The organism is Amycolatopsis marina (assembly GCF_900111885.1).
In the GTDB taxonomy this organism is placed as follows: domain Bacteria; phylum Actinomycetota; class Actinomycetes; order Mycobacteriales; family Pseudonocardiaceae; genus Amycolatopsis; species Amycolatopsis marina.
In genome coordinates this window covers 20,531-45,423 of the sequence record NZ_FOKG01000031.1, presented here as the reverse complement: position 1 = coordinate 45,423, position 24,893 = coordinate 20,531, and the positions used below count along the sequence as shown (strand labels likewise).

The 24,893-nt window shown below is 67.8% G+C and carries 32 protein-coding genes; 23 read left to right on the top strand and 9 right to left on the bottom strand.

From position 1 onward, the window contains the following. Positions 1–596 precede the first annotated feature (596 nt). A complete protein-coding gene (locus tag BM199_RS34775; RefSeq protein ID WP_245788938.1) occupies positions 597–782 on the bottom strand; it encodes a hypothetical protein in 186 nt (61 codons plus the stop codon). Between BM199_RS34775 and BM199_RS30765 the strand changes: the two genes are divergently transcribed. The 7 genes from BM199_RS30765 to BM199_RS30735 all read left to right on the top strand — a co-directional run bounded on the left by BM199_RS30765 (position 690) and on the right by BM199_RS30735 (position 6,589). Beyond that, positions 690–2,039: a multicopper oxidase family protein gene (locus BM199_RS30765; protein WP_245788936.1), complete on the top strand. Its 1,350-nt coding sequence runs from the start codon at positions 690–692 to the stop codon at positions 2,037–2,039. The two genes, BM199_RS34775 and BM199_RS30765, sit on opposite strands and share 93 nt — an antisense overlap. A gap of 35 nt (positions 2,040–2,074) precedes the next feature. Then, positions 2,075–2,743 (top strand): response regulator transcription factor, encoded by a 669-nt coding sequence (locus tag BM199_RS30760; RefSeq protein WP_218160475.1) that lies wholly within the window; start codon positions 2,075–2,077, stop codon positions 2,741–2,743. Beyond that, positions 2,736–4,133 carry a sensor histidine kinase gene (locus BM199_RS30755; protein WP_091679184.1) on the top strand — a complete coding sequence of 466 codons (1,398 nt, stop codon included), beginning with the start codon at positions 2,736–2,738 and terminating at the stop codon, positions 4,131–4,133. Before BM199_RS30760 ends, BM199_RS30755 begins: the two co-directional genes overlap by 8 nt. Positions 4,134–4,196: 63 nt before the next feature. Then, positions 4,197–4,598 carry a BlaI/MecI/CopY family transcriptional regulator gene (locus BM199_RS30750; RefSeq protein WP_218160474.1) on the top strand — a complete coding sequence of 134 codons (402 nt, stop codon included), beginning with the start codon at positions 4,197–4,199 and terminating at the stop codon, positions 4,596–4,598. Beyond that, on the top strand, positions 4,598–5,476 hold the full coding sequence (locus BM199_RS30745) for a M56 family metallopeptidase (RefSeq protein ID WP_091679182.1): 879 nt from the start codon (positions 4,598–4,600) through the stop codon (positions 5,474–5,476). The genes BM199_RS30750 and BM199_RS30745 overlap by 1 nt, the downstream gene beginning before the upstream one ends. Before the next feature lie 88 nt (positions 5,477–5,564). After that, complete coding sequence (locus tag BM199_RS30740; RefSeq protein ID WP_091679179.1) at positions 5,565–5,936, top strand: hypothetical protein; 372 nt, start codon at positions 5,565–5,567, stop codon at positions 5,934–5,936. Positions 5,937–5,953: 17 nt separating this feature from the next. Next, the gene (locus BM199_RS30735; RefSeq protein ID WP_091679176.1) at positions 5,954–6,589 is read left to right on the top strand and encodes a class I SAM-dependent methyltransferase; all 636 of its coding nucleotides are present in this window, start codon (positions 5,954–5,956) and stop codon (positions 6,587–6,589) included. A gap of 16 nt (positions 6,590–6,605) precedes the next feature. Here the strand turns inward: BM199_RS30735 and BM199_RS30730 are convergent, their stop codons facing one another. The 6 genes from BM199_RS30730 to BM199_RS30705 all read right to left on the bottom strand — a co-directional run bounded on the left by BM199_RS30730 (position 6,606) and on the right by BM199_RS30705 (position 11,627). Then, on the bottom strand, positions 6,606–7,166 hold the full coding sequence (locus BM199_RS30730; protein WP_143101961.1) for a DUF5134 domain-containing protein: 561 nt from the start codon (positions 7,164–7,166) through the stop codon (positions 6,606–6,608). Positions 7,167–7,253: 87 nt separating this feature from the next. Then, a complete protein-coding gene (locus BM199_RS30725; RefSeq protein WP_091679171.1) occupies positions 7,254–9,290 on the bottom strand; it encodes a bifunctional copper resistance protein CopD/cytochrome c oxidase assembly protein in 2,037 nt (678 codons plus the stop codon). A gap of 174 nt (positions 9,291–9,464) precedes the next feature. Continuing rightward, positions 9,465–9,830, bottom strand: coding sequence for a BlaI/MecI/CopY family transcriptional regulator (locus BM199_RS30720; RefSeq protein ID WP_091679168.1), 366 nt, complete (start codon positions 9,828–9,830; stop codon positions 9,465–9,467). 56 nt (positions 9,831–9,886) lie between these two features. Further along, positions 9,887–10,153 (bottom strand): cell division protein CrgA, encoded by a 267-nt coding sequence (gene crgA, locus BM199_RS30715; protein WP_091679165.1) that lies wholly within the window; start codon positions 10,151–10,153, stop codon positions 9,887–9,889. 19 nt (positions 10,154–10,172) lie between these two features. Beyond that, positions 10,173–10,835, bottom strand: coding sequence for a TlpA family protein disulfide reductase (locus tag BM199_RS30710; RefSeq protein WP_091679163.1), 663 nt, complete (start codon positions 10,833–10,835; stop codon positions 10,173–10,175). 51 nt (positions 10,836–10,886) lie between these two features. Continuing rightward, a complete protein-coding gene (locus BM199_RS30705) occupies positions 10,887–11,627 on the bottom strand; it encodes a cytochrome c biogenesis CcdA family protein (protein ID WP_091679160.1) in 741 nt (246 codons plus the stop codon). Between the two features lie 116 nt (positions 11,628–11,743). On the opposite strand from BM199_RS30705, the gene ccmA reads away from it, so the two are divergent. From ccmA to BM199_RS30650, 12 genes are all read left to right on the top strand, one after another. Next, positions 11,744–12,424, top strand: a complete 681-nt coding sequence (gene ccmA / locus BM199_RS30700; protein ID WP_091679158.1) for a heme ABC exporter ATP-binding protein CcmA — start codon at positions 11,744–11,746, stop codon at positions 12,422–12,424. Beyond that, positions 12,421–13,110 (top strand): heme exporter protein CcmB, encoded by a 690-nt coding sequence (locus tag BM199_RS30695; RefSeq protein ID WP_091679155.1) that lies wholly within the window; start codon positions 12,421–12,423, stop codon positions 13,108–13,110. Before ccmA ends, BM199_RS30695 begins: the two co-directional genes overlap by 4 nt. Continuing rightward, positions 13,107–13,841, top strand: coding sequence for a cytochrome c biogenesis protein CcsA (gene ccsA / locus BM199_RS30690; RefSeq protein ID WP_091679153.1), 735 nt, complete (start codon positions 13,107–13,109; stop codon positions 13,839–13,841). The genes BM199_RS30695 and ccsA overlap by 4 nt, the downstream gene beginning before the upstream one ends. Further along, entirely contained in the window at positions 13,834–13,956 is a 123-nt protein-coding gene (locus BM199_RS35045) for a hypothetical protein (protein WP_281245771.1), read from the top strand. Before ccsA ends, BM199_RS35045 begins: the two co-directional genes overlap by 8 nt. Then, on the top strand, positions 13,953–14,369 hold the full coding sequence (locus BM199_RS30685; RefSeq protein ID WP_091679150.1) for a cytochrome c maturation protein CcmE: 417 nt from the start codon (positions 13,953–13,955) through the stop codon (positions 14,367–14,369). Before BM199_RS35045 ends, BM199_RS30685 begins: the two co-directional genes overlap by 4 nt. Then, entirely contained in the window at positions 14,366–16,339 is a 1,974-nt protein-coding gene (locus BM199_RS30680) for a heme lyase CcmF/NrfE family subunit (RefSeq protein ID WP_091679146.1), read from the top strand. The genes BM199_RS30685 and BM199_RS30680 overlap by 4 nt, the downstream gene beginning before the upstream one ends. Beyond that, positions 16,332–16,811, top strand: a complete 480-nt coding sequence (locus BM199_RS30675; protein ID WP_091679143.1) for a cytochrome c-type biogenesis protein — start codon at positions 16,332–16,334, stop codon at positions 16,809–16,811. The genes BM199_RS30680 and BM199_RS30675 overlap by 8 nt, the downstream gene beginning before the upstream one ends. After that, on the top strand, positions 16,811–17,629 hold the full coding sequence (locus BM199_RS30670) for a tetratricopeptide repeat protein (protein ID WP_091679140.1): 819 nt from the start codon (positions 16,811–16,813) through the stop codon (positions 17,627–17,629). The genes BM199_RS30675 and BM199_RS30670 overlap by 1 nt, the downstream gene beginning before the upstream one ends. Beyond that, positions 17,626–18,261: a redoxin domain-containing protein gene (locus BM199_RS30665; protein ID WP_091679137.1), complete on the top strand. Its 636-nt coding sequence runs from the start codon at positions 17,626–17,628 to the stop codon at positions 18,259–18,261. The genes BM199_RS30670 and BM199_RS30665 overlap by 4 nt, the downstream gene beginning before the upstream one ends. 95 nt (positions 18,262–18,356) lie before the next feature. After that, the gene (locus BM199_RS30660; protein ID WP_245788932.1) at positions 18,357–18,881 is read left to right on the top strand and encodes a hypothetical protein; all 525 of its coding nucleotides are present in this window, start codon (positions 18,357–18,359) and stop codon (positions 18,879–18,881) included. Positions 18,882–18,923: 42 nt separating this feature from the next. Beyond that, positions 18,924–19,661: a YcnI family copper-binding membrane protein gene (locus BM199_RS30655; protein WP_091679134.1), complete on the top strand. Its 738-nt coding sequence runs from the start codon at positions 18,924–18,926 to the stop codon at positions 19,659–19,661. Continuing rightward, positions 19,658–20,203 carry a copper resistance CopC family protein gene (locus BM199_RS30650; RefSeq protein ID WP_091679132.1) on the top strand — a complete coding sequence of 182 codons (546 nt, stop codon included), beginning with the start codon at positions 19,658–19,660 and terminating at the stop codon, positions 20,201–20,203. The genes BM199_RS30655 and BM199_RS30650 overlap by 4 nt, the downstream gene beginning before the upstream one ends. Before the next feature lie 279 nt (positions 20,204–20,482). Here BM199_RS30650 and BM199_RS30645 read toward each other — a convergent pair whose 3' ends face one another. Together BM199_RS30645 and BM199_RS30640 are read right to left on the bottom strand one after the other, a co-directional pair. Beyond that, positions 20,483–21,445 carry a M56 family metallopeptidase gene (locus BM199_RS30645; RefSeq protein ID WP_091679128.1) on the bottom strand — a complete coding sequence of 321 codons (963 nt, stop codon included), beginning with the start codon at positions 21,443–21,445 and terminating at the stop codon, positions 20,483–20,485. Further along, positions 21,442–21,813: a BlaI/MecI/CopY family transcriptional regulator gene (locus BM199_RS30640; protein ID WP_091679123.1), complete on the bottom strand. Its 372-nt coding sequence runs from the start codon at positions 21,811–21,813 to the stop codon at positions 21,442–21,444. Before BM199_RS30640 ends, BM199_RS30645 begins: the two co-directional genes overlap by 4 nt. A gap of 201 nt (positions 21,814–22,014) precedes the next feature. Here BM199_RS30640 and BM199_RS30635 point away from each other — a divergent pair, with 201 nt between their 5' ends. Genes BM199_RS30635 through BM199_RS30620 form a run of 4 tightly spaced genes read left to right on the top strand, consistent with a single transcriptional unit; the run spans position 22,015 to position 24,828 of the window. Continuing rightward, the gene (locus tag BM199_RS30635) at positions 22,015–22,977 is read left to right on the top strand and encodes a cytochrome c biogenesis CcdA family protein (protein WP_091679116.1); all 963 of its coding nucleotides are present in this window, start codon (positions 22,015–22,017) and stop codon (positions 22,975–22,977) included. Beyond that, on the top strand, positions 22,958–23,701 hold the full coding sequence (locus tag BM199_RS30630) for a peroxiredoxin family protein (RefSeq protein ID WP_091679115.1): 744 nt from the start codon (positions 22,958–22,960) through the stop codon (positions 23,699–23,701). The genes BM199_RS30635 and BM199_RS30630 overlap by 20 nt, the downstream gene beginning before the upstream one ends. Then, positions 23,698–23,994 carry a glutaredoxin family protein gene (locus BM199_RS30625; protein WP_091679112.1) on the top strand — a complete coding sequence of 99 codons (297 nt, stop codon included), beginning with the start codon at positions 23,698–23,700 and terminating at the stop codon, positions 23,992–23,994. Before BM199_RS30630 ends, BM199_RS30625 begins: the two co-directional genes overlap by 4 nt. Positions 23,995–24,045: 51 nt before the next feature. Continuing rightward, complete coding sequence (locus tag BM199_RS30620) at positions 24,046–24,828, top strand: prolipoprotein diacylglyceryl transferase (RefSeq protein WP_091679109.1); 783 nt, start codon at positions 24,046–24,048, stop codon at positions 24,826–24,828. Positions 24,829–24,893: the final 65 nt, after the last annotated feature.

Here is a 24,893-nt window from a genome sequence, read left to right as displayed (position 1 = left end):
GGGCGACTACTTGTGGGCGGTGTGGTCTGCCGCGTTTACCTCACAAACCCCTTTTGTCACGCTCGTGGGAGGGGTGGTGCACGGGCAGAGCTGGTGTGAAGGTCGGGCACTCGGTCCCGATTCCGGGTTAGCGGGGTGCGCGGTAATCCCTGCCCCTCTAAAAGTAGTAGGGACAGAGAGATTCCCACCGTCACTCCATCGAGCCATTGCGCCAGCCCTACGGGGTGACAACCGCAGATCGCTTGACGAGCAGGGGTTGCTGAGGATGCAGGACTTGAAGGTCTTGGACCAAGGTACCGATGAATCGTCAAACTCGTCCGTGGACAGCTGCGGTCGCCCGTGGTGTCCGGTTGACCTCCGTGGTTCATCTACTATGGCACTACGTAGTTGGCTGCTGTGGGGAGAGACGGAGAGGAATGCCGGACTCGGTTGTGTCGCGCCGCAGTGTGCTGTTGGGCGCGGCCGGTGCGGGAGGTGCTGCCTTGACCGCTGGCGCTTGGTGGGCATTTCGTCCCGAGGAAGCGGTAGGTGCGGGACGGGTACAGGCGTCCTCGGATGATGTGCGGAGGGTCGAGCAGGTCCGGCGGCGCCAGGGTTCAGGTCGCACCGTGCGGGCGTCGCTGGTAGCCGAGCCGGTCGAGGTGGACCTCGGGGGGCGGATGGTGCAGACCTGGGCCTACGACGGGCAGGTGCCGGGGCGGGTCGTTCGCTGTAGTGCGGGCGACCAGCTCGAGGTTGACGTGGTCAACCGGTTGCCCGAACCGACCACGGTGCACTGGCATGGGCTGCGTCTCCGCAACGACATGGACGGGGTACCGAACCTCACTCAGCCGTCGATCGGGGAGGGCGAGAGCATGCGTTACTCGTTCGTCGCGCCTGATCCGGGCACTTACTGGTTTCACCCTCACGTCGGATTGCAGCGTGAGCGGGGGTTGTTCAGCCCGCTGATCATCGACGATCCGCGCGAGGCCGGTGACTACGATGTCGAGTTCATCGTGGTGCTCGACGACTGGATCGACGACGCAGGCGCGACCCCTGATCAGGTGCTGACCCAGTTGCGCAGCGGCGGCATGGACGCCAGATTCCAGACTGCGGTGCAGGCCGGGCAGATCGCTGACAGATCGCAGGCGTGGCAGTACCACGTGCCCGAGTCGCTGGCGAATCCACCGGCGGGAATCGCCCCGGTGTCGGCGGCTTCTCGCCTGGCGGGAAGCGTCGACTTCCCTTTCTACCTGCTGAACGGGCGGCTGCCGACCGCGCCGGAAACGCTCCGGGCGAAGCCCGGCCAGCGGGCCCGTATTCGACTGATCAACGCCGCGGGGGCGACCGTGTTCCGAGTCGCCCTCGGCGGCCACCGGTTGACCGTGACACACACCGACGGCTTCCCGGTTGAGCCGATCACCGTCGACACGTTGCAGCTAGGCTCAGGAGAGCGCTACGACCTGCTGGTCACCCTCGACGACGGGGCTTTTCCCCTGGTCGCCGTCGCGGAGGGCAAGCGCGCCCAGGCGCTGGGCGTGGTGCGCACCGCCGCCGGTCCCGTGCCGCCCACTTCAAGCGCGCCGCGCGAGCTGGCCGGCCGGCTCCTCGCTCTCGCCGACCTCCGGTCGGCACCCGACGTGCGGCTTGACGACCGAAAGCCCGACGTGAGCCACAGCTTGTACTTGACCGGCGACATGTCCACCTTCGAGTGGCGCATTAACGCTGAGACCTACAACCACCACCGCCCGTTCGACGGCATCACCCCGATGCCCTTGCACGAGGGGCAACACGTCCGACTGGAAGTGATCAACCAGACCCCGATGTATCACCCGATGCACTTGCACGGGCACACCTTTGCCATCAGAACGATCGACAACACGAATGTGCCTACCGGCACCCGTAAGGATACGGTGATGGTCGCGCCAGGTGAGCGCCTGCTGGTGGATTTCACCGCGGACAATCCTGGGCAGTGGCTTATGCACTGCCACAATGCCTACCACATGGCCGCTGGAATGGCGTCTGTGCTGTCCTACCTGCCAAGCCGACCAACCGGTTGAGACCAGGGGAAACTATGCGCGGGACAGTCGTTGTCGTGGACGACGAAACCAAGATCCGCAGTCTCGTGCGTTCCCATCTCGAGCGCGACGGATACACGGTGCTGGAGGCAGGCACCGGTGCCCGCGCATTGGAACTGGCGCGCGTCGCCGATTTGATGATATTGGACCTGCGATTGCCGGATCGGGCGGGCGAGGACGTGGCCCGGGAACTCCGCGCGGCAGGCGGCCTGCCGATCATCATGTTGACCGCGAAAGCCGATGAGGCGCAGCGGATCGCCGGGCTACGGGTGGGCGCGGACGACTACGTCACCAAGCCGTTCAGTCTCGCCGAGCTGGCCGCCAGGGTGGATGCGGTGCTCCGCCGCACCAGGGGAGAAGCCGCTCGGACGGAACCGGCTTCCTTCGGCGGCGGGATGCTTCGCCTTGATGCCGAACGCCGCGAGGTTTCGGTGGGCGACCGCGATGTCGACCTGACGCGCGCGGAGTTCGAACTGTTGAGCACGCTGTCGGCCCGTCCAGGCCGGGTGTGGTCCCGCACTGAGCTGCTGTCGCGGTTGTCGGGTGAGCATGAGTCATCCGAACGCACTGTCGACGCGCACGTGAAGAACCTGCGTCGCAAGCTGGGGGACCGCAGCGGACAGCCCCAACTCGTGGCGACCGTGCCGGGTGTGGGATACAAGCTGGCGGTCGAACGGGATGGCTAAGTTGCGGTGGGCTGTCCGGAGTGGCCGGTACTCCCGGCGCATCGCTGTCGCGTTCTTGGTGACCGCGGTTGCGGCGGCGGCGCTGACCGCGATCCTGGTCAACCTCGCGATCGACACTCGGTTCGGTACCTACCTGCAGTCCCAACAACAGGCCCGAGAGCAGCAGATCGCGGCGGTGCTGGCTGCCGAGTATCGCCGCGTAGGACAATGGCGGCGCGAGTCGCTGGACGAACTCGCACCCGCCTTCGCAATGTCCGGCGCCACGGTGGAGGTCCTCGACCGCTCCGGAAACCGGGTCTGGACGTCGTCCGCGGCGGCGATGAGCCCAGCTATGTCGGCAATGCACCGGGAAATGATGGGGATGCCGTCGCCGGCACCGCAGAGGCGGTTGCCCATCGTGGTGGGCGGTGAGCAGGTCGGCAGCACAGTGGTGCGCGTGCCGCAGGCGGCGCTTCCGGCGGCGGATCGCGAGTTCCGGGACTCGGTCAACTGGCTGCTGCTCGGCGGCGCTGTCACCGCGGGAATGCTGGCACTGCTGGTGGGTTTGGCCCTCACACGGCGGACCACAGCCCAGGTCGGGGAGCTGACCGCGGCCACTAACGAGCGTGCGGCCGGACGGCGCGAACGCCGCGCCACGGTGTACGTGAACGACGAGATCGGCGAGCTGGCTGAGTCGTTCAACTCGATGGCCGATGCGGTCACCCGCGAGGACGAGCTGCGGTTGGCGTTTGCCTCGGATGTGGCCCACGAGTTGCGCACACCACTGACAATCTTGCAGACCCAGGTGGAGGCCATCCGGGACGGGTTGAGTGCTCCCGACAGTGCGGTCTTCGAGTCGCTACACGAGGAGATCCTGCGCCTCGGCAGGCTGGTCGCCGACCTGGAGACCCTGGCCGACGCCGGTGCGGCCGGGTTCACCCTGCACCGCCGTGAGGTCGCCCTGCGCCCCCTGGTCGAAGACGTCCTGGATAGCGTTGCCAACCAGATGGCCGTGAAGAATCTCGAACTCGGCACGGATCTCGGCGAGGTGACCGCCAATGTCGACGATGTGCGCCTGCGCCAGGTCCTCGACAACCTGCTCAGCAACGCACTGAAGTTCACCCCCGACGGCGGGCAAATCGCGGTCGCCCTCGACCAGCGCGACCGCCACGCGGAGCTGACCGTCGCCGACGACGGGCCCGGGATCCCGCCCGACGAACTGCCGCACGTGTTCGAGCGCTTCTTCCGCGGTGCGCGCTCGTCCGCTGCCGGTTCCGGGATCGGCCTCGCCATTGCCGCCGAGTTGGTCGCGGCACATGGCGGTGAGATCGTGGTCGAGAGCGAACCCGGCCATGGCAGCAGTTTTCTGGTGCGCCTGCCTCTATCCACACCAGACCACAACCAGGCGTGAGCGACACCGCCGGAATGGCCACTGCTCGTTGTCTACGACTTTCAAATAGTAGACAATGGTCGGGTGGGTGAACGTGGTGATGAGTTGAGCAAGCTGCTGGGACCACTGGGCGCCGAGGTGCTGCAGGCGTTGTGGTCGGCGGGCAAACCTGTGCCGGTGCGGGTTGTGCTGGACCGGCTGAATCGCGACCGTTCGGAGCCGCTGGCCTACACCACGGTGATGACTGTGCTGGCCAGGCTGAGCGAGCGAGGGGCGGCTACGCGAACTACCGCCGGGCGCGGATACCTGTACGCCGCGGCCGTGCGGGACGCCGCGGAACTGGCTGTGAAGGATGTGGTCCGAGAGCACGGGGACGCGGCGGTGACGTATTTCGTCGATCAGGCACGTGGCACGCCCCACCTGCGTCAGCGGCTGGAACGGCTGCTGGGCTCCACTTCGCCCGACTCGGCAGGTAAGGACTCCTGATGCGCCGCGCTGGTCGGGTGCTGTTCCACGGGGCCCTGCTGGGGCTCCTCGCTGGCGGAACGGTGTACGGCCTGGTGATGGTGGTGGGGTACATCATCATGATCGTCGGCAGGGCGTTCGGACAGGTCGCCGTGCCCGAGCTGACGGTTGCCCGCGTCGTGTTCGGCGTGCTGATGACTTTCCTGTGGGGCGGACTCATCCAGGCCGGGCTGACCGCTCTGCTGCGCCAGTGCCGGCGCAGTCACCAGTTGAGCCGATGGATTGATCGTGCCGCGTCCACTCCCTCGCCCGCACTGGCGGCCGCCGCCGAGCGCGCCGGATCGGAGCACCAGGTGGTCGAGATCGGTGCGGACGCTCCCTACGCCTTCACCTACGGGGTCTGGCACCCGAGAGTGGCGGTCAGTAGCGGTCTGGTCGCGCGGGTCAGTCAGGACGAGCTCGTCGCCGTGCTTCGGCACGAGGACTACCACGTCCGCCATCGAGACCCGCTCAAGGTGCTGGCGTTGCGCACCTGGGCCGCCGCGTTCTTCCTCATCCCGCTGATCGGCGACGTACTCCAGCGCATCCTGGACCGCCAGGAACTCAAAGCCGACCGTGCGGCCGTTCGACAGTGCGGTGTCTCGCCGGTCGCAGCCGCGCTACTCAAAGCCACCGGAGAACCGGATTCCGCGCCAGGGACGGCACAGGCGGCGATGGGTGGTCCCGCCCTGCTCGAAGCCCGCGTCATCCAGCTGGAGACGGGACGCGGCCCACGAATGCTCACCGCCGTCCGCCGCGAGACCGTGCTCAGGAGCCTGCCCGGCATCGCCATGGTCGCCGTCTACGGCGTTCTCCTGTATCAGCTGTGTCTCGCCATCACCGTGTGCTGCGTCAGCTGAGCCGCCGTCCTTCCCGCCAACGACTGCCTACTAGACTAGTGTAGTACTATTTATAGGTAGTAGATCGATGAGAGGCGGGTGGGTTCACATGGTGACCTCGGAGGGCGCGGTAACGGTCCGAGGGCGCGGCTGGGGTGCGTGGCGGTCGGTGCGGGCAAGTTTGGGTTCCGGTCTGCTGAGCGGGGTCTGCTGCATCGGCGGGGCGATCGCCACTGCGGTGGGGCTCGGTGCCGCCGGTTTCTTCGGTGCCTTGATGGAGCGCTACCAGGTCTACTTTGTCCTTGCCGGGGTCGCCGTGATGGTGCTGTGGTTGGCCCGCCGACTCCGCCGAACCGGAACGTCCCCGCGGGACTTGCGCGCGGTGATGAGGGTAATCGGCAGGCCCGCTCTTGTCATGGCCGTCGTATACGGGCTCACCCTCGGAATCGCCATGGGCGTCGCCGAACTCGTCACAAGCTAGAAGCTACGGAGGAACACATGTTCGGAACACGGGACCGCAGTGCTCGCTGGCAGCGGCACTGGGACAAGCACTCCCGCACGTACGACAGGCAGATGCAGTTCATGGATCGCGCCGTGTTCGGCGACTCCCGCCAGTGGGCATGCTCCCGAGCCACGGGGGACGTGCTCGAGGTTGCAGTCGGCACGGGCCTCAACTTTCCTGTCTACTCCGACGACATCAATCTGACCGGCATCGACCTGAGTGAGGACATGCTGGACATTGCCCGGGCGCGGGCGTCGGAGCTCGGTCGTTCCGTGACGCTCCTGCAGGGCAACGCCCACACCTTGCCGTTCGACGATGCCGCGTTCGACACCGTGGTGTGCACGTTCGGCCTGTGCGCGATCCCGGATCTGGACGCCGCGATCGACGAGATGCACCGGGTGCTGCGCCCCGGTGGTCGACTGGTTCTGGTGGACCATGTCGAAAGTTCGTCATCGCTGGCGCGGGTTGTGCAACGCCTTCTGGAGGCGGTCACGGTTCCGCTGGCCGGTGAGCATTTCCTGCGCAGGCCGCGCAATCACCTTGCTGCGGCCGGATTCGACATCGAGGACGTGCAGCGCTTCAAGGTCGGTCTTGTCGAACGGCTCACCGCCCTCAAGCCCGCCAAGGCCTGATGTTGGCGAGTGGCGGTTACATCGCCAGGAGCATGTATGTCATCGCGCCAGACATGGTGACGAGGCTGCCTCGCAGTGCTGGTGCCGTCGCCCGAACCGCCAGCGATGCGGTCTGACCCATCGTGGGATGGTGGCCGGAGAGGTAGTGACGGTCCCACTTTCCCAGTGCCCACACCGTACCGACTCCGGCCAGGTAGACAGCGAGTAGGTAGCTGAGCATCGGCGACTGCGTGTGCATGGGCAGGAACATGTAGACCATCACGGCCATCTCGATCGCGACTACGATCCACAGTGGATTGAGAACACCGTGGCGCGCCCGAAACACCGCGGCGGCAACGACCGCTGCGATGGTCGCTGCCGCGTACAACGCTGTCCCAGTCTCCGTCGACACAATGTGGGCCGAGTGCGGCAAGTACATGTACGCCATGCCCACCGACATCAAGACGTGCCCGACATGCCAGTAACGACGTTGCCCGGTCATCGTCCAGACGTGGCGAAGATGGACTGCGGCCACCGCGCACGACGCGATGATCCACCCCATGCGAAGCCAGTCAGGTAACAGTGCCGAATGCGTCATGCCCGTCCACACCTCTCCCCGCGCTACGCCCCACCGGCCATCCTTCGATGATCAGGACGTACGGCGCACCCGGTACCGCCACCTAAGCTAATTAGGAGAAGTGGGCTGCCCGGCGTGGACATCGGCAGTGGGATGGGGCTGGGAGTTGGGAGAATCCAGCCCGTTCCTCGGCGGGCCCGTTCTTCTCGCCAGCCAGGTGGCGAGCAGGGCGGCGACGGCAATGAGCACGCTTGCCGAGCCGGCTACCCAGAGCGTGATCTGACCCGCGAGGACCTGGTCGCCGAGCACGCTGGCTCCCCACGGGCGAGTCACGCCGATGTCGCTGTAGCCACCGATGTCGACGCTGGTGCGCATCAGCGCCACACCCAGCAGGTCCAGCAGGACGACGGTCGCTCCCAGCGCGGTCGCCTGGGTCCGGGGGGTGGGTCGGTGCGGGGCGGTGTCGATCCCGGTCACACCCCACCACAAGGCGTAACCCACGACCAGCACGAGTCCGTAGGTGATGAGGTGGCCGGCGGCGGAGCGCCACATGGTTTCGTAGAGCCCGGTGAAGTAGACGACGAGGGCAATTGCGGCCTGTACGGCCACGGCGACGTGGGGTCGCATCAAGATGTGCAGGAGTCGTGAGTTGAGCAGGTCCCGCAGCCATTCGCGCGGTCCTGGCCAGCGAGGGTCTTCGGCCAGCGGGAGTGTACGGCGTGCGAGCGTCACCGGGTGTCCGGCGACCAGGAGCAAGGGAATGGCCAGTGCCAGCGCGAGGTGCTGGACCAGGTTGGCGCTGAAGAGCACTTCGCCGTAGCGGGCGAGCCCACCGCTGGTGGTCCACGCGAACAGCAGCCACCCGGAGAGCCAACTGAGCGTCGCTCCCGGCGGCCAGGAATCGCCGTGCCGGCGCAGTCGGCGAAGGCCGGCGAGATAAAGCACGATCGCGACGCCGGCTGCGGCCAGGAATATGGGTTCGGGTCGCCACTGCAGCAACAGGGATAGTAGGCCTGGTGCGTCGGGCATCGCGGCGCTGGTCACTCCGTGGGCGCCGTGCGTGCCAGACGCTGTTTCACCGGCTGGCGGGGGAGTGCGGGACAGTCCGACGGCCAGGCCGATGGTGGCCGCGAAGATCACCAGCTCAACCGTGGCCAGCTGGATGAACGCCGACCGCCGCCCTTGGCGCAGCACGGGAAGCGTGCGCGTGCGGTGCAGACCCCCGACGGCGGCGAGCACCCCGAACGCGCCAACCTTGGCCAGTACCAGCCAGCCGTACGGGCTTTGCCACAGCTCGCTGAGTGGGTCGAGCCGCGCGAGGACGTTCAGCAGCCCGGACAAGCCCACCGCGGCCAGACACCACCCGGCCAGCCGCGAATAGCGGCGGACCGCGTGATCGAGGTCCGGGGTGGAGAGCCGATGAGCAAGTGCCAGTGCGAGCAGTCCACCGGCCCACAGCACGACCCCGACGACGTGCACCAGCATCGCCGAGACCGCCAGCCGGTGATCCCCCGAGCTGCCGCCCGAATGGCCGCCGAAGGCCGGGGGCAGCGTCGCGGCCAGTGCGATTCCCAGGAGCAGCACCACACCGGCTCGCGACAGCACGAACCGGCAGGCCACGGTGAGCAGCGCAACAAGGCCTGCCGCCACCAGCAGGCCAGGAACAGGCGGCAGATCCAGTGCTGAGCCGGCAACTTGCGGATCACCGATCAGCTCGTGCAAGGGGCGGCCGAGAATGTCCGAGGCGCTGTAGCCGATACCCAGTGCGGTGGCGATGAACCAGGCGAGCGCCGTCCAGCCGGCCGCCCGGACCCAACGGTAGGCATGAGGCCCCACTGTCCGGACCTGATTCGGGCGGCCGGCAGGTAGCGGGCCGAGTGCCGCGGCCGCCAGCAGCAGCCCGACCGTCGCCACGGCCGCCAGATCGGTCAGCACCCGCGTCGCGGGGAGTGCCCACCGGGTCACGGGGCCTGGCCCCGGCATGCCGGGGATCTGCCCGCTACTCGCGCCCCCGCCGAGTTGCAGGACCACGGCCGCCGTCAGGACGGCGGCGGTCAGACTGGCCATGCCGAGCCCCAGCGCGGTCAGCAGCCCGCGATGAGAGCCGCGCGTAGGTGTGGTGCTGGGGCGGGAGCTCGTCGTCATCGGACGTCAGCCGCGGTTCCGGCAGCGATGACCACATCGCGCGGTCGCACGACATGACCACGGCTCACCGAACAGCCGGGCGTGAGTCCACCTCCTGCAGGGGTAGGCATGACACGCAGTCTAGTACTAACATCTATAGTAGCTGCGCTGGGTCTGCCGGAACCGGCCTCAACCTCAGCGGCGCCGTGCTCGCCTCTTGCGTAGAACGCTGCGCAGCATGTCCGATTCCTCTTCGGACGCGGTGGCGGCGAAGTGCATCAGCACGGCCTCGGGATCGGTGGAGGCGTTGAGCACTTCGCGCAACGCGCGCGCTGCGGCTTCCTCACGGCTGAGTACCGATTCGTAGAAGTACGCCTTGCCGTTCAGGTCGCGCTCGACCCAGCCTTTGCGGAACAGGTTGTCCAGCACGGTCATGACCGTGGTGTACGCAAGTACCTTGCCGGTGTTCAGCTGTCCCATGACGTCACGGACCTTCAGTGGTTCCTGGGCGTGCCAGAGCACGTCCATCACCGCTGATTCGAGTTCACCGAGTCCCTGCATTCCGCCACCCACGAAGAAGGATAGTACCGCACGTACGCCGCGTCTGGTCCGTTGATCTACCGCCAGCGTCGGGTCATGAGTAGTCCGGTGACGCCAAGGACGAAGGTGATCGCGAAGTTCCACTTGCCGAGTTCGTCCATGAATGCAATCTCGGGTCCGGCGATGTAGAACACCGCGATCCACGCCAGTGCGAGCAGTAGCAGTCCGAACATCACGACTTTGTAGAGCAGTTGGGACGGCGCGACGGATCGGACCTTGACGGGAGTGCGCCGATTAGACGTAGGGGTGTATGCGGTCTTCTGGTGGATCTTGGATTTCGGCACGTGATTCTCCGTGGTGCGGTCAGCGGTTCGGGTTCCGGTAGCGTTCGACGGCGGCGTGCACCTCCTCGGGGCTGTGGAACACGAGGGGGTCGGTGATGCGTTCGACGGAGCCGTCCGGTCGTACCAGGTAGTTGACGGGCAGTAGCGGTGGGACGCGCAGAGCCCGCTGCACGAGCTCGTCGCCGTCATACAGTGAGGGGTAGTCGACGCCCGTGTCAGCCATGAATTCCAGCGCGGCGGAGGCTTGGTCCTTGACGTTTACGCCGAGCACGGGAACGGCACCGGGGCGGTCGGCGTAGCTGGCAAGCACTGGCATTTCCTCGCGGCAGGGCACACACCACGACGCCCACACATTCACCAGTGTGGTCTTCCCGGCCAGCGCGGCACCGACGTCGACGGTCCCGGGTGTTCCCAGGCACGCCGTGCGTACCCCGGCCAGTGGGCCGGGCGGCACGGGGGTTTCCGGGGCTGCCGGGCTGGGGCAGGGCTCGATGCCGGCATGCTCACGTAGCGGTGCGAGTTCGGCCTCGGGCTCAGCGGGGCCGGCGGAGCGCAGGACCGCGCGTGAATTCCGATCGGTCTGTGAGCCCGTCGTGTCGTCGTTGATCTCGGGCCAGAGCGCGACGATTCCGGCGATGGCCAGGACGACGACCACGATCGTCCAACGTCCCGCGCTCGTCATCGACCACCTCCAGATCTACTAGCATCGATAGTAGATGAGTTGGGGAGTGGCTCAGATCGGGGGCCAGCCGAGGCGGGCATAGACGGCGAGCAGGCGGCTCATGAGGACGGTCCAGCCGCCAGTCATGACAGCGATGCCCATCGCGACGAGGGTCAGCCCGCCGATGATCTCGATCTTGCGAGTGTGGCGCTGGATCCAGCCGATGGCGGCGCGTCCGCGAGCGAGTCCGGCCGCTAGTAGCAGGAATGGAAGTCCAAGGCCGAGTGAGTAGGCGAGCAGGAGCAGGGCGCCGCGGCTGATGGTGGCGGTGCTGGCGGCGGTGGTCAGGATCGAGGCCAGAACTGGTCCCACGCACGGGGTCCAGCCGAAGGCGAACGCGGCACCGAGCGGTAGGGCCCCAGCTGGTCCGCGGCTGACGCGGGTGAGGTCGAACCGGAGTTGTCGTTGCAGCAGTGGGAGTCTGATCAGTCCGGTCACCGTCAGGCCCATGAGGACGATCAGCGTCCCGCCGATGAGGTTGATCTCACGCAGGTTGTTGGTGAGCAGGAAGCCGAGGGTCGAGGCGGTGGCTCCCAACGCGGTGAACACCGCGGAGAAGCCCGCGACGAACAGCAATGCGCCTGTCAGGGTCCGGCGGCGCGCACGGACGACGCGCGATCCGCCGTCGTTTGATCCTTCCGACAAGCCGGAGACGTACGAGACGTAGCCCGGCAGCAAGGGCAGCGTGCACGGTGAGGTGAAGGAGAGCAGTCCGGCGACCACCGCGAGCGAGGCCAGCGCCAGGAACTCCACTGGTCTCCTCCTGACGGCAGCCGCTCGACGCGCCCCCGCTTCCGGTGCGAATGGGGTTGCACGTAACCTACGGTCGCAAATAGTAGGACAGTCTCGTTCGTGTACGGAGTCCGACCATGCCAAGCCCGGTGCCCGACACCGACCACGTCGCCATGTTGGTCGGCGTCGCGGTCGACGTCGAGCGCGCTCCGGTGTTGCGCAGCCTCGATTTCGCGGTGGCCCCAGGCGAGTCCGTGGGTCTCGTGGGCGCGAACGGGTCAGGCAAGAGCACTCTGCTGCGGGTACTGGCGACCTTGCTGCCGCCGGTCGGTGGACACGGTCATGTTCTCGGTGCGGCATTGGGCAGCGCAGAGTGCGCTGTCGTTCGCCCCCGGATCGCACTGGTCGGTCATACCGCCGCGTTGTATCCGCGACTGACCGTCCGGGAGAACCTGCGTTTCCTGGCCCGCTTGACGGGACGGCGGGAACACGCGGCCGACGAGGCCCTCGAGGCGGTCGGGTTGGCTGGCGCCGCGGACCGGCGCGCCGATGCGTGCTCACAGGGAATGCAGCGCCGTGCCGAGTTGGCTCGTGTGCTGCTCACCGAACCGCGGCTGCTGCTGCTCGACGAAGCCCACACGGGCCTGGACCCAGCCTCGACCGGTCTGGTGAACGCCGTGGCCGAGCAGGTGCGTGAGCGCGGTGGGGCGAGTGTGGTGGTCTCGCACGACCATGCACGGTTGCGCGGAGCGGCCGATCGGCTGGTCGAGATCGTCGAGGGTCGGGCACGGCCGGTGCGGGCGGAGGTGCCGGCGTGACGGACCAGACGACGGCGGTTCCCGGCGCGTTTCGGCAGTGTGTCGAACTCGCCCGTAAGGATCTGCGGCTCGAGTTGCGTGCGGGCGAAGCACTCTTGGTCACAGCACCGTTCGGCGCGGTGGCCTTGCTGCTGATGCCGCTGGCGGTGGGCAGCGATGTCCCGTTGTTGCGGCAGGTCGGGCCCGGTCTGTACTGGGTGGTGGTGTTGCTGTTCGGGGTCCTGGTGACCTTGCGGCAGAGCGCGTTGGACGGGCCGGCACAGCTGGCGGTGCTGCGGTTGTGTGGCGTGCACCCTGGCGTCCGTCTGGCCGGCCGGGCGGTGGCGAACGCGGTGCTGCTGTTGGCGTTCGAGGTGCTGCTCGCTCCGGTCGCTGTGCTGCTCTACGACCCGGAGTTGACTGGCTGGCCGTGGCTGCTTCCGGTCTTTCCCTTGGTGGCGGTTGGACTCGCGGTGCTGGGCACGGTGGCGAGCGCGCTCGCGGAAGGGCTGGCGGGAAGAACGACGCTCGGGCCGTTACTGGTCGTGCCGGTGGCGCTGCCGTTGCTGCTGGCCGCGAGCCAGACGCTGGAAGCGGCTCGTTACGGCCGCGAGCCGTGGTCGTGGTTGTTACTCATCCTGACGGTGGACCTCGTGGCGGTAGTGGCCACCGGGTTCGTCGCCAGGCACTTGGAGGAGTCCACATGAGACTGTTCGGACGTCGGCTGCCCATCGCGGCCGCCGTGATGGTGGCGATCGGGCTGACCGCCGCGATGCTGGCCCCGCCCGACCGGCTCCAGGGCAACTTGCAGCGGCTGATGTACGTGCACGTCCCTGCTGCCTGGATCGCCTACCTCAGCTTCGCCGTCACCTTGACCGCCAGCATTCTGTGGTTGTGGCGGCGCCGACCTCGCTACGACCGCCTCGCCGCCGCGAGCGCCGAGGTCGGCGTGTTCTTCACCGGGCTGGCGATCGCGCTCGGCTCGATCTGGGGCAAGCCCACCTGGGGCGTGTGGTGGACCTGGGACCCTCGCGTGGTCACGACCGCGGTCATGTTGTTCGTGTACCTGGGCTATCTCGCGTTGCGGCGTGCCACTCTGGACCCGACGGCTCGAGCGCGACGTTCCGCTGTGTTCGGTGTGGTGGCCTTCGTGCAGGTGCCGATCGTGCACATGTCCGTGGTGTGGTGGCGTGCGCTGCACCAGCCGCCGACAGTTCTCAAACCGGGCGATCCGACGATCGACCACACCATGTTGGCGACCCTGCTGATCAATGTGCTGGCGTTCACTCTGCTGTACCTGCTCGCACTACGGGCACGGATGCGCCTGGCGGCCGTCGAGGAGGAGCACGAAGCCAGGCAGCGGACGGAATCCGCGGAGCTGGCCGGTAGTGCCGTGCTGGCTCCCACACTGAAGAAGGGATCACGAGCGGATGTCTGAGTGGGCATGGGTCGTGCTCGGGTATGGCGTCGCCGGCGTCGCGGTAGCCGGGTACTTCCTCGGTCTCGCCCGACGCTGGGTTCGGCTGCGGCGCCGGATCGGGGAGCGGCTGTGAAGAGGTACCGGCTACTGGCGTTCTCCGGCGTGGGCGTGGTTGCGGTGCTGGCCGGGTTGCTGTTCTTCGGCAACCTCAACGACAACCTCGTGTACTACCTGACGCCGCAGGAGGCGATCGAGCGCCGCGCGGACTTCCCCGACGACAGGCGCTTCCAGCTGGGCGGGCTCGTCGAGCCCGACAGCGTGACACGCACCCCGGAGGGGCTGCGGTTCGTGGTCGCCGCCGATACCCGGCCTGGCGGGCCGTCCGTCGCGGTGGAGCACCACGGTGCGCCGGCGCAGCTGTTCCAGGCCGGGATCGGCGTGGTACTGGAGGGCTCCTGGCGGGGCAGTGGGTTCGTCTCGGACACGATGAAGGTCAAGCACGACGAGAACTACCAGCCGCCCGATGCCGAGGGTGAGTCCCCGTGACCGTGGTGACGCCCGCTGTCGGCTGGGTGGGCATCCTCCTCGGCCTCGCGGGCTCGATCGTGCTTGCGGTGTTCGGTTTCCGTGCACAGCACCGCCCGGGTGCCGTGCGGCGCAGCCAGTTGCGCTTCGCTGTGGGCTGCATGCTCGGTGGCGCCACACTGGCGATGGCGGCACTCGAGGTCGCGCTGCTCACCGACAATTTCGCCGTGTCCTATGTGGCCGAGACACATTCCCGCGCGACTCCGTTGTTCTTCACCATCACGAGTGCGTGGTCCGCGCTCGGCGGCAGCATCGTGCTGTGGGCTCTGGTGCTCGCCGGCTACACCGCGGCCGTGCTGCGGCAGGTACGAGACACCGACGACCGGCTGGGTACCGGTGCGCTCGCCGTGCTCGGGGTGGTCGCCGTGTTCTTCTTCGGGTTGGTGTCCACTGTGGCCAACCCGTTCCGGATCCTGCCCAACCCGCCCGCTGACGGCCCTGGCCCGAACCCGTTGCTGGCCGACCATGCGATGGTGGCGTTCCACCCGCCGCTGCTCTATCTCGGGTTCGTCGGGTTCACCGTGCCGTTCGCGTTCGCGATGTCGGCCCTGCTGCTGCGCAGGGGAGGAGTGGACTGGCTGCGCCGGACCCGCCGGGCCAACCTCGTGGCGTGGAGCTTCCTCACCGCAGGCCTGGTGCTCGGCGCGTGGTGGTCGTACGAGGTACTGGGCTGGGGCGGCTACTGGGCTTGGGACCCGGTGGAAAACGCGGCGCTGATCCCGTGGCTGGTCGCCACCGCGTTCATTCACTCGGCCGTGGTGCAGGTCAAGCGGGGCATGCTGCAGGCGTGGAACTTCGTGCTGGTCATCGATACGTTCGCGCTCACCATCCTGGGCACGTTTCTGACCCGCTCCGGGGTGGTGGCGTCGGTGCACTCCTTCACCGAGTCGGGGGTGGGTCCGGCACTGTTGGCGTTTCTCGTGCTGGTCCTGGGCGGCGGGTTCACCCTGTTCGCGCTGCGCGGTGAACGCGTTGCCTCAGGTTCCCGCCCGGAAACACTGGCCAGTCGCGAGGGCGTGTTCCTGATCAACAACCTGCTGTTGACCGTGTTCGCGTTCGTCGTCCTCGCCGGAACCGTCTACCCGATCATCGTGGAGGCCCTCACCGGTAACCAGGTGTCGGTGGGCCGGCCGTTCTTCGACCGCATGGCCGTGCCACTGGCGTTCGCCCTCCTGCTCGCGATGGGCGTGGGACCGTTCACCCCGTACCGCTACGCCTCCCTCGCCGTGCTGTGGGTCCGGCTGCGCCTCCCGCTGCTGCTGGCCAGTGCCGCCGCGGCCGCGGTGGTGGTGCTGGGCGGTGTCTCCTCGCCCGGAGTGGTCGCCGTCGTGGCCATCGCCGTGGGCGTCGCCGCCGCCAGTGTGCGGCAGCTCGTCGTCACCGCGCCGAAACCACGCCTGAGAGGCATACCGCGGGTCCTCGGCGGGCAGCGCGCCTACTGGGGTGGGCAGCTCGCCCACCTCGGGGTGGCCGTGGTCGCCGTCGTCATCGCGGTGTCCGGGTCACTCGCCACTCGCACGACCGTCACACTGGACCGCGGCGAATCGGTCGAGTTCGCTGGCTACACGCTGACGTTCGACCGCAGCGAGGAGCACGTCCAGCCGGATCGGGTGAGCCGCGACGCGCATATCGTCTTCCGCGAGGACGGGCAGGTCTCCTGGACCGCGACGCCACAGCTGACCGCGTTCAACAACCAGACCCAGTCGGTGGGACAGCCGGCCGTCTGGACCGCTCCCACCCGCGACATCTATGTCGCCCTCGCGCAGCTCGGCGACGAGCGAGTCTCCCTCAACCTTTACCGCTATCCACTCATGGCGTGGTTGTGGGTCGGCGGCGGGCTCGTCGCGGCCGGCGGGTTCTGGGCGCTGAGCGGCCGAACGCGGCGCACAACATCGGACACAACGGTCGAGCGAGTGGTGACTGATGCGTAGGCGCAGGCTGTCCCAGGCCGGGCTCGCCATGGCCATCCTGTCCCTGCTCGCTGTTGCTGTCGTCGGTCTGCTCACCGCGGGGTCCGGTCCGGCGGATCGTGCCTACGAGCTCGAACAGCGGTTGCGGTGCCCGGTGTGCAAAAGCGTGTCCATTGCCGAGTCTCCGTCCGAGACGGCGCAGATCATGCGTATCGCCGTGGCCGAGCAGGTCGCCGCCGGGCGCAGCGACCAGGAGATCATCGGCTACTTCCGTGCCCGTTACGGCGATTGGGTGCTGCTCGACCCGCCCGCCAGCGGAGCGACCCTGATCTTGTGGGTGCTGCCCGTCGCGGCGGTCGTGGTCGGCGGTATCGCAGTGTTCCTGGTGCGGCGTCGGCCCGAACCGGGCGGCGATCTCACGGCCGAGCAGCGCGAGCGAGTCGGCCACGCCGTCGAGCAGGCGCGCTCCACCGGCGACGACGAGGGTCTGTGATGAGCGCCGACTGGGAAACGCTGGAGCACCAACGTGACCAGGCCCTGGCCGACCTTGCCGACCTCGAACGGCAGGTCGCCGACAACGAGATTCCCGACGACGTCGCCGTCCAGCTCCGCCGGCGGTACGAGGCGTCCGTGGCTTCGGCGATCGAGGCCCTGGACGAGGTACCAGAGCCCCAGGCGCAGGACACCGGCCGTACCCCGCGCCGTTTCCGAGCCAGGGGCGCCGCATACGTCGTCGCTGCCGTCATCGCGGTGATCGCCGCGGTCGTGGTGCTTCCCCAGTATGTGGCGAGTCGGCCCGAGGGCGGGTTCGTCACCGGTAATGAGGCTGCCCAACTGCCAACCGCGGCCCCATCGGTGAGCCCGGTGCCCGCACCGCGGGACCTCTCCACGGTGACCGACGCGGAGATGGAAGCGGTGGTCACCGACAACCCCAGCGTGCTCGGGATGCGACTCGCTCTGGCCGGCCGCTACCTGGACCAGGGAAAGTACGACAAGGCCGCCGAACACTACGGCGTGGCGCTGAAACAGGACCCCGGCAACCCCGAAGTCCTGGCCGGAGCCGGGTGGGTGCTGTTCCAACTCGGCCAGGTCGACGCCGCCCTCCGGTTCATCGACCAAGCCCTGACCATCGACCCCAGATCACCAGACGCTCAGTGGTACAAGGCGAATATTCTGCTCGACGCCCGCAAGGACCCAGCCACCGCGCTCGCCCTGCTTCGACAACTTGCCCAGCGCGATGACCTGCTGGATGACCGCCAGGCGCAGGTGCGGCAGCTGATCACCCGAGCCGAGCAGGCGGACGGACAATGAACGCACGGGATACTCAGCCGGCCCCACATGTCCGCCGCTGGCGGCTGGTCCGCTGGATCGCGATCGCGGTGGTGGTCGTTGCGATCGGTGTCGGTTCGATATTCGGCAGCCAGCTGGGTGAGGATCCCACGCTGGTCGACAGCCCCTTGATCGGCAAACCCGCGCCCACTGCGACGATGCCGAATCTGGAGGGCGAGGGCTCGCTCTCGCTGGCCGACCTCCACGGCCAGGTCGTGGTGGTCAACTTCTGGGCCTCCTGGTGCGTGGCCTGCCGTGAGGAGCACGCTGCCCTGGTGTCGGCGGCGAACAACTACCGCGAGGCGAGCGCTGTCTTCGTTGGGGTGAACTACCAGGACCAGCGTGGCTCCGCCATCGCCTTCCTGGACGAGATGGGCCGCGGCGATCCTTCCGCGTACCGCTATGTAACCGACCCAGATTCCAGGATTGCGCTGGATTTCGGCGTCTTCGGTGTCCCGGAAACGTTCTTCCTCGACCGCACGGGAACCGTCGTCGCGAAGATCACCGGGCCGGTCACCTACCCACTGCTGTCCGGAACCCTCGACGCGATCCTCGCCGGCCACACACCGCGGTCCCACACCGAGGGCCCCGTCCAACCCGCCCCGAGGCAGTGATGCGACCTGACCGGAGCAAGCGCGTGACGGAACCGGTGTCGGCTCTACATCACCGGCGCTCTCGTGAATCGCGGCGACCTGTTGCTCTGCGCGTCGTGCGGGGCGGGCTGCTCACCTGTTCTTCGGCGGTGCCCGCGATCGTCGCGCACGCGCTCGCCGACGGTGGTATGCCGCGCGCCGTAGTGATAGTGCTGCTGACGCCGGTGATCGGCTGGCTCGCCACTGTCCTCGCCGAGCGTCTGCACGGGCTGCTCGGCGTCGTACTGGTGCTGGGCGTCGCGCAGGTCGTGATGCACGTGATGCTCGGGGGACACGGAACACACAGCCCAGCAGATCCGGGTGGACCCAGTATCCACAGTGGAGTCGACCCAGGTGCGATGATCCTCGCCGCACACCTGGGCGCGACGGTCCTCACCGCGATACTGCTGGCGCGGGCGGAGTCGATGCTGCAGGCCGTCGCGATGAGCCTGCGACGCTTGGTGCACACCGCATGGCGCCTGCCGCCAATTCCCAGCGGGGCGACACCCGCTGTCATCGTTCGTGCCGCTGGCGACGGGCAATTCGTCGACATCCAGTTGCGGCGCGTACACGGGCGTCGCGGCCCGCCAGAGAACTCCTGAAGTTCAGCTCTCCAACTTTCCCAACTTCTCAGGAGTTATCTGATGTCCAGAACCCATGTGATTCGACGTTCGGCCGTGCTGCTGGGGGCTGTCGGCGCGACCAGCCTGCTCACCACCGGGATCGCCGCCGCCCACGTCACCGCCAACGTCTACGGCGAGCAACCAGAAAAAGGCGGCTACGGGGCCATCGTGCTGCGCGTCCCCAACGAGGAGGCCGAGGCCGGCACCAACAAGATCGAGATGACGATACCGAACGAGTACGCGATCAGTTCCGCGCGCACCACGCCGGTGCCGGGCTGGACCGCCGAGGTCACGACGACAACACTGCCGAATCCGGTGCGGAACGGCAGGGGCACCGACGTCACCGAGGTCGCCACCAAGATCACCTGGACCGCGCAGCCCGGCAACGAGATCGCCGCAGGCACCACGTCCTACGAGGAGTTCGCCTTCACCGCGGGACCGCTACCCGGCACCGTCGACACGCTCATGCTTCCCGTGACGCAAACCTACTCCAACGGCACGGTGGCGAACTGGGACGCGCCGCCACCCGCCGAGGGCGCCGAGGAGCCGGAGAATCCCGCCCCGGTGGTCGAACTGGCAGCGGAATCCGGAAACGGCCATGGCGGTGGTGACCAGCCAGACACCGCCGACATCGCTGTGTCGCAGGACGACACTGCCCGCTGGCTCGGTGGTGCCGGTGTCGCGGTCGGCGCTTTGGGCCTCGGTGTCGGCGCCGGCGCTCTGCTCCGAAGCCGCAAGGCAGCGAAGCCGACATCATGAGGCGCGCACTGGTGATCGCGGCGCTGGTGCTGGCCACTACGGTCGGGCTGGCCGGCCCCGCGCTCGCGCATACCTCGTTGGTCTCCTCCGACCCGAGCGACGGCGCACAGGTCGACACCGGCCCGTCGGCGGTGACCCTGACATTCAACGAGCCCATCCAAGACGGAGGCACTAACCAGATCGTCGTCACCGGGCCCGACGGTGGACAGTGGACCGAAGGAGAAGTCGAGGTGCGGGAGAACGTCGTCACCGCCCGACTGCGTCCGCTCGGTCCGGCGGGTGGTTACACCATCGGGTACCGGGTGCTGTCCGGTGACGGACACCCGGTCTCCGACTCGATCAGGTTCGAACTGTCCAAGACGGGCACCGGGGCAGCAACGTCGGCGCCCGCCGCCGTGACGACCGCGCCCGGCACGGCGACCGCGGCCGAGTCGGACGACGCCACCGCGGGTGTGCCGATTTGGGTGTGGATCGCCGGAGCCGGCGTGCTGCTGGTAGCCGGGCTCGGATTGGCACTGCGCATGGGCCGGCACAACTCCTGACGGCAGGCTGGGGCAACCTCGACGCATGCCGAGGTTGCCCCAGCCGCCTTGGACGGCGCACGACCGACGTTGTCATCCCTGTGGTCGATGTGTCGGTGACACGCTCGTCAGATACGATTCGTGGTAGTAGCGGCTCTCCGGGTTACCGAGGGCACTACTCGGTGAGACCGACGATGGTTGTCCCCCTCCTAGCGCCGGTCTGCACCGCATCGCCGGGCGGGCCCGACCCCCAGGGGCCCGCCCGGCTTCCATCACGGTGCTTGCGGTTTTGGCCAGTGGTCAGTAGATGGTGCTCGGGTCGCAGAAGGCGATACCGGCGGCGGCGAGTACCCCGGTGAGCAGGGGGCCGACGGCCAGTAACGTTGCCGCAGCGGCGAGGAGTAGCCGGGAGCGCATCCGCTGCGTGAAGCCGGCGGGCTCGACGAGCCGCTCCGCCCGGGCAACGACTCCCACACCTGTGGCGCCCAGTGCGCCGGCAGGCAGCGAGGCGACACCGGAGAGGGTGAGCAGCGCCCCGAGCACCGTTTGGGGGCCGTGGCTGCGCGCGGCTGCGTCATCGGCGCACATCTCCAGCAAACGCGCGATCTCGGTGGCGCCGGCGGTGAACAGTGCGACCCTGGGCAGCGCGGCGGTGAGCCCGCGGGTCGTGGCCAGCAGGAGATGGTGGCGGCCGGTGAGGTGGGCACGTTCGTGGGCCAGAACCGCGCGCAGGTGGGTATCGTCGAGCACGTCCAGGGCGCCGCTGGTGACGACGATCGTGTGCGGCCGGCCCGCGACACAATAGGCCAGCCGTTCAGGTGCGTCGAGAACGATGGCGTCCGAGCCCGGCATGCGCCGTCCGACTACACGGGCCATCCGAGCGTGGTCGTGGGTGCGGGACCGGGCGCGGGCCAGGGAACGGGCGAGACGGACGGCCAGGACCGTCGCGGCTGCCGTCGCCAGTGCGGTGAGCACGAACAGTCCGAGTTGGAGGATGATCCCGGCGCCACCGGTGGCTACCACCTGGAGCACCGCGAAGCAGGTGCTCAGGATCTGCCCCGGCTGGTTCCAGTGGTGTATCAGCTCGACCGTCAGGAATACCGCCGCTGCCGCCCACGAGGCCAGCACGCTGGCAATCGCGACCAGCCACGCTGTGATGCCGAGCCGGGGCGCCACTCCGGCTCGGGTCCACCGGGTCAGCAGGCGTGGTCCGAGTACGACCACCGCGAAGCTGTACAGCAGCAGGCAGGCGGCGATGCTCACAGGGCCTCCTTGGCCGACGCCCACCGCCGTAGCACGCCGTGCAGGCGAGTGGACTCGTCGTCGGTCATCTGCTCGAGGAAGCGGGAAAGGACGACATCAGGATTCCCGCCGGATTCGAGTGCGTCCCGCATCAGCCGCGCGCTGTACTCCTCACGGGTGAGGGTGGGCCAGTACAGGAATGCCTTGCCCTCTCGCGTGCGCGCAAGCGAGCCCTTGCGGTGCAGGTTATCCATGGTGGACATCACGGTGGTGTAGGCGATCTCGCGGGTCTTCTTCAACGACTCGAAGACATCACGCACCGTGATCGTGTCATCGCTGCCCCACACGTGGTCCATCACCACCGTTTCGAGCTCGCCGAACCCACGCATATGTCCTCCCGTTGCACTTCGGCCCCCACCAGACTACGTGGTGCAGCCTGCTCACCTTTTCCCCTGGTCACCGTCCCTGTGGATGGACAAGACCACGAGTTCACACCCAGCCGCTACTATCTACGTACGTAGGCAGTAGACTAAGAGTTGTTCGGGAAAGGGTCTTCATGGGCACACCGGTGCCGCCGAGGGGGTCTCGCCGTGGGTGAACTGTTGTTCGGCACGACGTTGCTGGCCTCGTTTCTTGGGGGTGTGGTGGCGCTGCTGGCGCCGTGCTGTGTGTCGGTGATGTTGCCGGCCTATCTGTCCACTGGTTTCCGGCACCGTGGGGGCGTGGTGCCCGCCACTCTGGTGTTCGGTGCGGGGGTGGCCACGGTGATCCTGCCGATCGGTTTGGGGGCGACGGCGCTGAGCCGGCTGCTGGTGGAGCAGCACGTATGGCTGTTCACCGTCGGAGGCGTCCTGATGGTCGTAGGCGGGGTGGCAGTACTTGCCGGGTGGAAGCCAAACCTGCCCATGCCAGGTGCGCGCAGGGTGAAGGAGGGTAGCTTCGGCTCGGCCTACGTGCTCGGGGCGTTCTCCGGGCTGGCGAGTGCCTGCTGCGCCCCAGTGTTGGTCGGGGTCGCGGTGCTCTCCGGCGCCTCCGGCTCGTTCCCGGTCGCACTGGCGATCGGGGTCTCCTACGTCGCCGGAATGGTCGCGCCGTTGGCGCTGGTCGCCGTGTTTTGGGAACGGCGTCGTGACCGGGCCAGCCGGGTGTTCAGCGATCGCACGGTGCGGCTGCGGCTGGGCCGGTGGCAGCGGCAATTGGCACTGGGCACGGTGATCAGTGGCCTGCTGATGGTCGGCATGGGCGTGCTCGCGTTCGTGCTGGCCTTTACCGGGCCAGGGATGCCAAGTGGCGGCTGGCAGACCGAGTTGAGCGCCTGGCTGCAGCACCTGTCGTCCGTCACCGTGAATGCCCTGTCCTGGATCCCCGGCTGGGCGCTCGCCCTGATTCTTGTCCTGAGCTTCGCCGTCCTGCTGCGTCGTGCGATGCGCAGCAAGGCGGCCAGGGCGACCAGCGCCGCCGCGCCGTGTTGTGGCGGCGACGAGGAGAACCACGAGCCCGCTTCGATTCCCGTAACCATGGAGGAGAACCACCGTGAGCAAGACCAGCGGTAAGACGCAGCCGAAGCGTCCCGCCACCGGCGCAAGCGGCCGTGGCGCACCGCCCCGCAACCGCAGTCAGGGGGCCCGTACGGTCGCCAAGGCCCGTGGTGGGTCGCGCGGGCCGCGCCGCAGCACGCTGATCGGCGCGTCGCTGATCACCGTACTTGCTGTCGTCGTGCTGTACCTGGTCTATCAGAACTCGCAGACCACGCCGGACGCCTCCGGTGGCGGCAGCGGTTACAAGCACGTTGTCGGCGAACCCGGTATCGGTGCCACTGCCCCCGGCTTCACCTTGCCCTCCGGCAGTGGGGGCGAGGTCAGCCTCGCCGACTATCAGGGCCAGAACGTGCTGCTGTACTTCCACGAGGGCCTGATGTGCCAGCCGTGCATCGACCAGATCACCGACCTGGAACAAAACCAGGCAGCGCTGCAGAAGGCCGGGGTGGACGAGGTTGTGGCGATCTCCCACGACCCGATCAACCAGGTGAGCCGCAAGGCCGCCGACGAGAACCTGTCCACCCCCTGGCTGTCCGACCCGAGTCAAGACGTCATCCGCGCCTACGACGCGCACAAGTACGGCATGATGAACGAGACGACAGCCGGGCACAGCTTCATCCTCGTCGGCTCGGACGGAACCATCCAGTGGCGCGCCGACTACGGCGGCGCGCCTGACTACACGATGTTCGTGCCGACCGAGGACGTACTCGCCGACCTGGCTCGGGAGCGAGCTTCGTGACGGCGCCGGTGGAGATCACCTTCCTGATCCAGCGGGACTGCGCGTTCTGTGACCACGCCAAAGACGTCTTGCGCCGGGTCGGGCAGGACCACCCGCTGCACATCACGGAGATCGACCTGGCCGGCGAGGAGGGACAACAGTTGGCGAGACGAGCCGGCGTGATGTTCGCCCCCGGCGTGCTCGTCGACGGAGAACCGTTCTCCTATGGCCGCCTGTCCGAGCGCAAGCTCCGCCGAGCCCTGAGCAAACGTGCCGCAGCGAAAACACGGTCCGAGACAGAGGGAACTGCCTAGCGGGGGATCGATCACCTCGTCACACGACTGTCGACGTCTGGAAGAGGCTGGATGTATCCAACCCTGTTCACCCTGTTCGGTGTGCCGATCCAAAGTTATGGCGTGAGCAAAGCCCTCGCGGCTGTGGTGGCGATCTTTCTGTTGGGCCGGGAGTTTCGTCGCCTGGGTTGGGACCCGAACGTAGCGACCAATGTGGTCGTCGCGACCACGGTGGGTGGCTTCGCCGGGGCCAAGGTGTACTACCTCGCCGAGCATGCCGATAGCCTCACGCTGCACGATTTCGGCGGTTCGGGATTCACCTGGTACGGAGGATTCCTCGCCGGTCTGGCCATGTTCGTGATGATGGCCCGCCGTCACGGTCTGCCCCTGGGGCAGCTCGCCGGGGCCGCTGCGGTACCGATGTCGGTCGCCTACGGCATTGGACGGCTGGGATGCCTACTCGCCGGAGACGGCACATACGGGACACCGACCGATCTGCCGTGGGGAATGGCGTTTCCCCACGGGATGGTCCCCACGGCAGTACCGGTCCATCCCACCCCGTTGTACGAAGCTGTCGCCGCATTCGCGATCGCCGGTGTCCTGTGGAGCGTCCGGCGACGTTGGCGTCCGGCCGCCGTCATCGGCAGCTATGCGGTACTCACGGGTGCCGCCCGGCTCCTGGTGGAGTTCGTCCGCGTCAACGACGAAGTCGTCCTCGGCCTGACCCAGCCACAGCTGTGGTCCATCGCCCTGATGATCGCGGGCGCGGTACTACTCAGTCGTCCGAAGTGGACGTCCGGTCGGCGAGTCGACCAGGCCGGGGTAGTCGCAGGGCCGGAAGAGAGCCGCGGTTAGGGCGTGTCTGATGGATCTCCTCCGTGCGAGCGGTGATCCAGGTGGATGCATCGCAAGGCGCCCCC

Excerpts from the sequence above, each read along its gene's own strand:
- BM199_RS30655 (WP_091679134.1), top strand. The coding sequence starts at position 18,924 with ATGTCCAGAACCCATGTGATTCGACGTTCGGCCGTGCTGCTGGGGGCT.
- BM199_RS30720 (WP_091679168.1), bottom strand. The coding sequence starts at position 9,830 with ATGCAGGGACTCGGTGAACTCGAATCAGCGGTGATGGACGTGCTCTGG.
- BM199_RS30620 (WP_091679109.1), top strand. The coding sequence starts at position 24,046 with ATGTATCCAACCCTGTTCACCCTGTTCGGTGTGCCGATCCAAAGTTAT.
- BM199_RS30745 (WP_091679182.1), top strand. The coding sequence starts at position 4,598 with ATGCGCCGCGCTGGTCGGGTGCTGTTCCACGGGGCCCTGCTGGGGCTC.
- ccmA (WP_091679158.1), top strand. The coding sequence starts at position 11,744 with ATGCCAAGCCCGGTGCCCGACACCGACCACGTCGCCATGTTGGTCGGC.
- BM199_RS30740 (WP_091679179.1), top strand. The coding sequence starts at position 5,565 with ATGGTGACCTCGGAGGGCGCGGTAACGGTCCGAGGGCGCGGCTGGGGT.
- BM199_RS30735 (WP_091679176.1), top strand. The coding sequence starts at position 5,954 with ATGTTCGGAACACGGGACCGCAGTGCTCGCTGGCAGCGGCACTGGGAC.
- BM199_RS30730 (WP_143101961.1), bottom strand. The coding sequence starts at position 7,166 with ATGACGCATTCGGCACTGTTACCTGACTGGCTTCGCATGGGGTGGATC.
- BM199_RS34775 (WP_245788938.1), bottom strand. The coding sequence starts at position 782 with ATGCCAGTGCACCGTGGTCGGTTCGGGCAACCGGTTGACCACGTCAAC.
- BM199_RS30650 (WP_091679132.1), top strand. The coding sequence starts at position 19,658 with ATGAGGCGCGCACTGGTGATCGCGGCGCTGGTGCTGGCCACTACGGTC.
- BM199_RS30670 (WP_091679140.1), top strand. The coding sequence starts at position 16,811 with ATGAGCGCCGACTGGGAAACGCTGGAGCACCAACGTGACCAGGCCCTG.
- BM199_RS30640 (WP_091679123.1), bottom strand. The coding sequence starts at position 21,813 with ATGCGTGGGTTCGGCGAGCTCGAAACGGTGGTGATGGACCACGTGTGG.
- BM199_RS30665 (WP_091679137.1), top strand. The coding sequence starts at position 17,626 with ATGAACGCACGGGATACTCAGCCGGCCCCACATGTCCGCCGCTGGCGG.
- BM199_RS30725 (WP_091679171.1), bottom strand. The coding sequence starts at position 9,290 with ATGACGACGAGCTCCCGCCCCAGCACCACACCTACGCGCGGCTCTCAT.
- BM199_RS30710 (WP_091679163.1), bottom strand. The coding sequence starts at position 10,835 with ATGACGAGCGCGGGACGTTGGACGATCGTGGTCGTCGTCCTGGCCATC.
- BM199_RS30675 (WP_091679143.1), top strand. The coding sequence starts at position 16,332 with ATGCGTAGGCGCAGGCTGTCCCAGGCCGGGCTCGCCATGGCCATCCTG.
- ccsA (WP_091679153.1), top strand. The coding sequence starts at position 13,107 with ATGAGACTGTTCGGACGTCGGCTGCCCATCGCGGCCGCCGTGATGGTG.
- BM199_RS30755 (WP_091679184.1), top strand. The coding sequence starts at position 2,736 with ATGGCTAAGTTGCGGTGGGCTGTCCGGAGTGGCCGGTACTCCCGGCGC.
- BM199_RS35045 (WP_281245771.1), top strand. The coding sequence starts at position 13,834 with ATGTCTGAGTGGGCATGGGTCGTGCTCGGGTATGGCGTCGCCGGCGTC.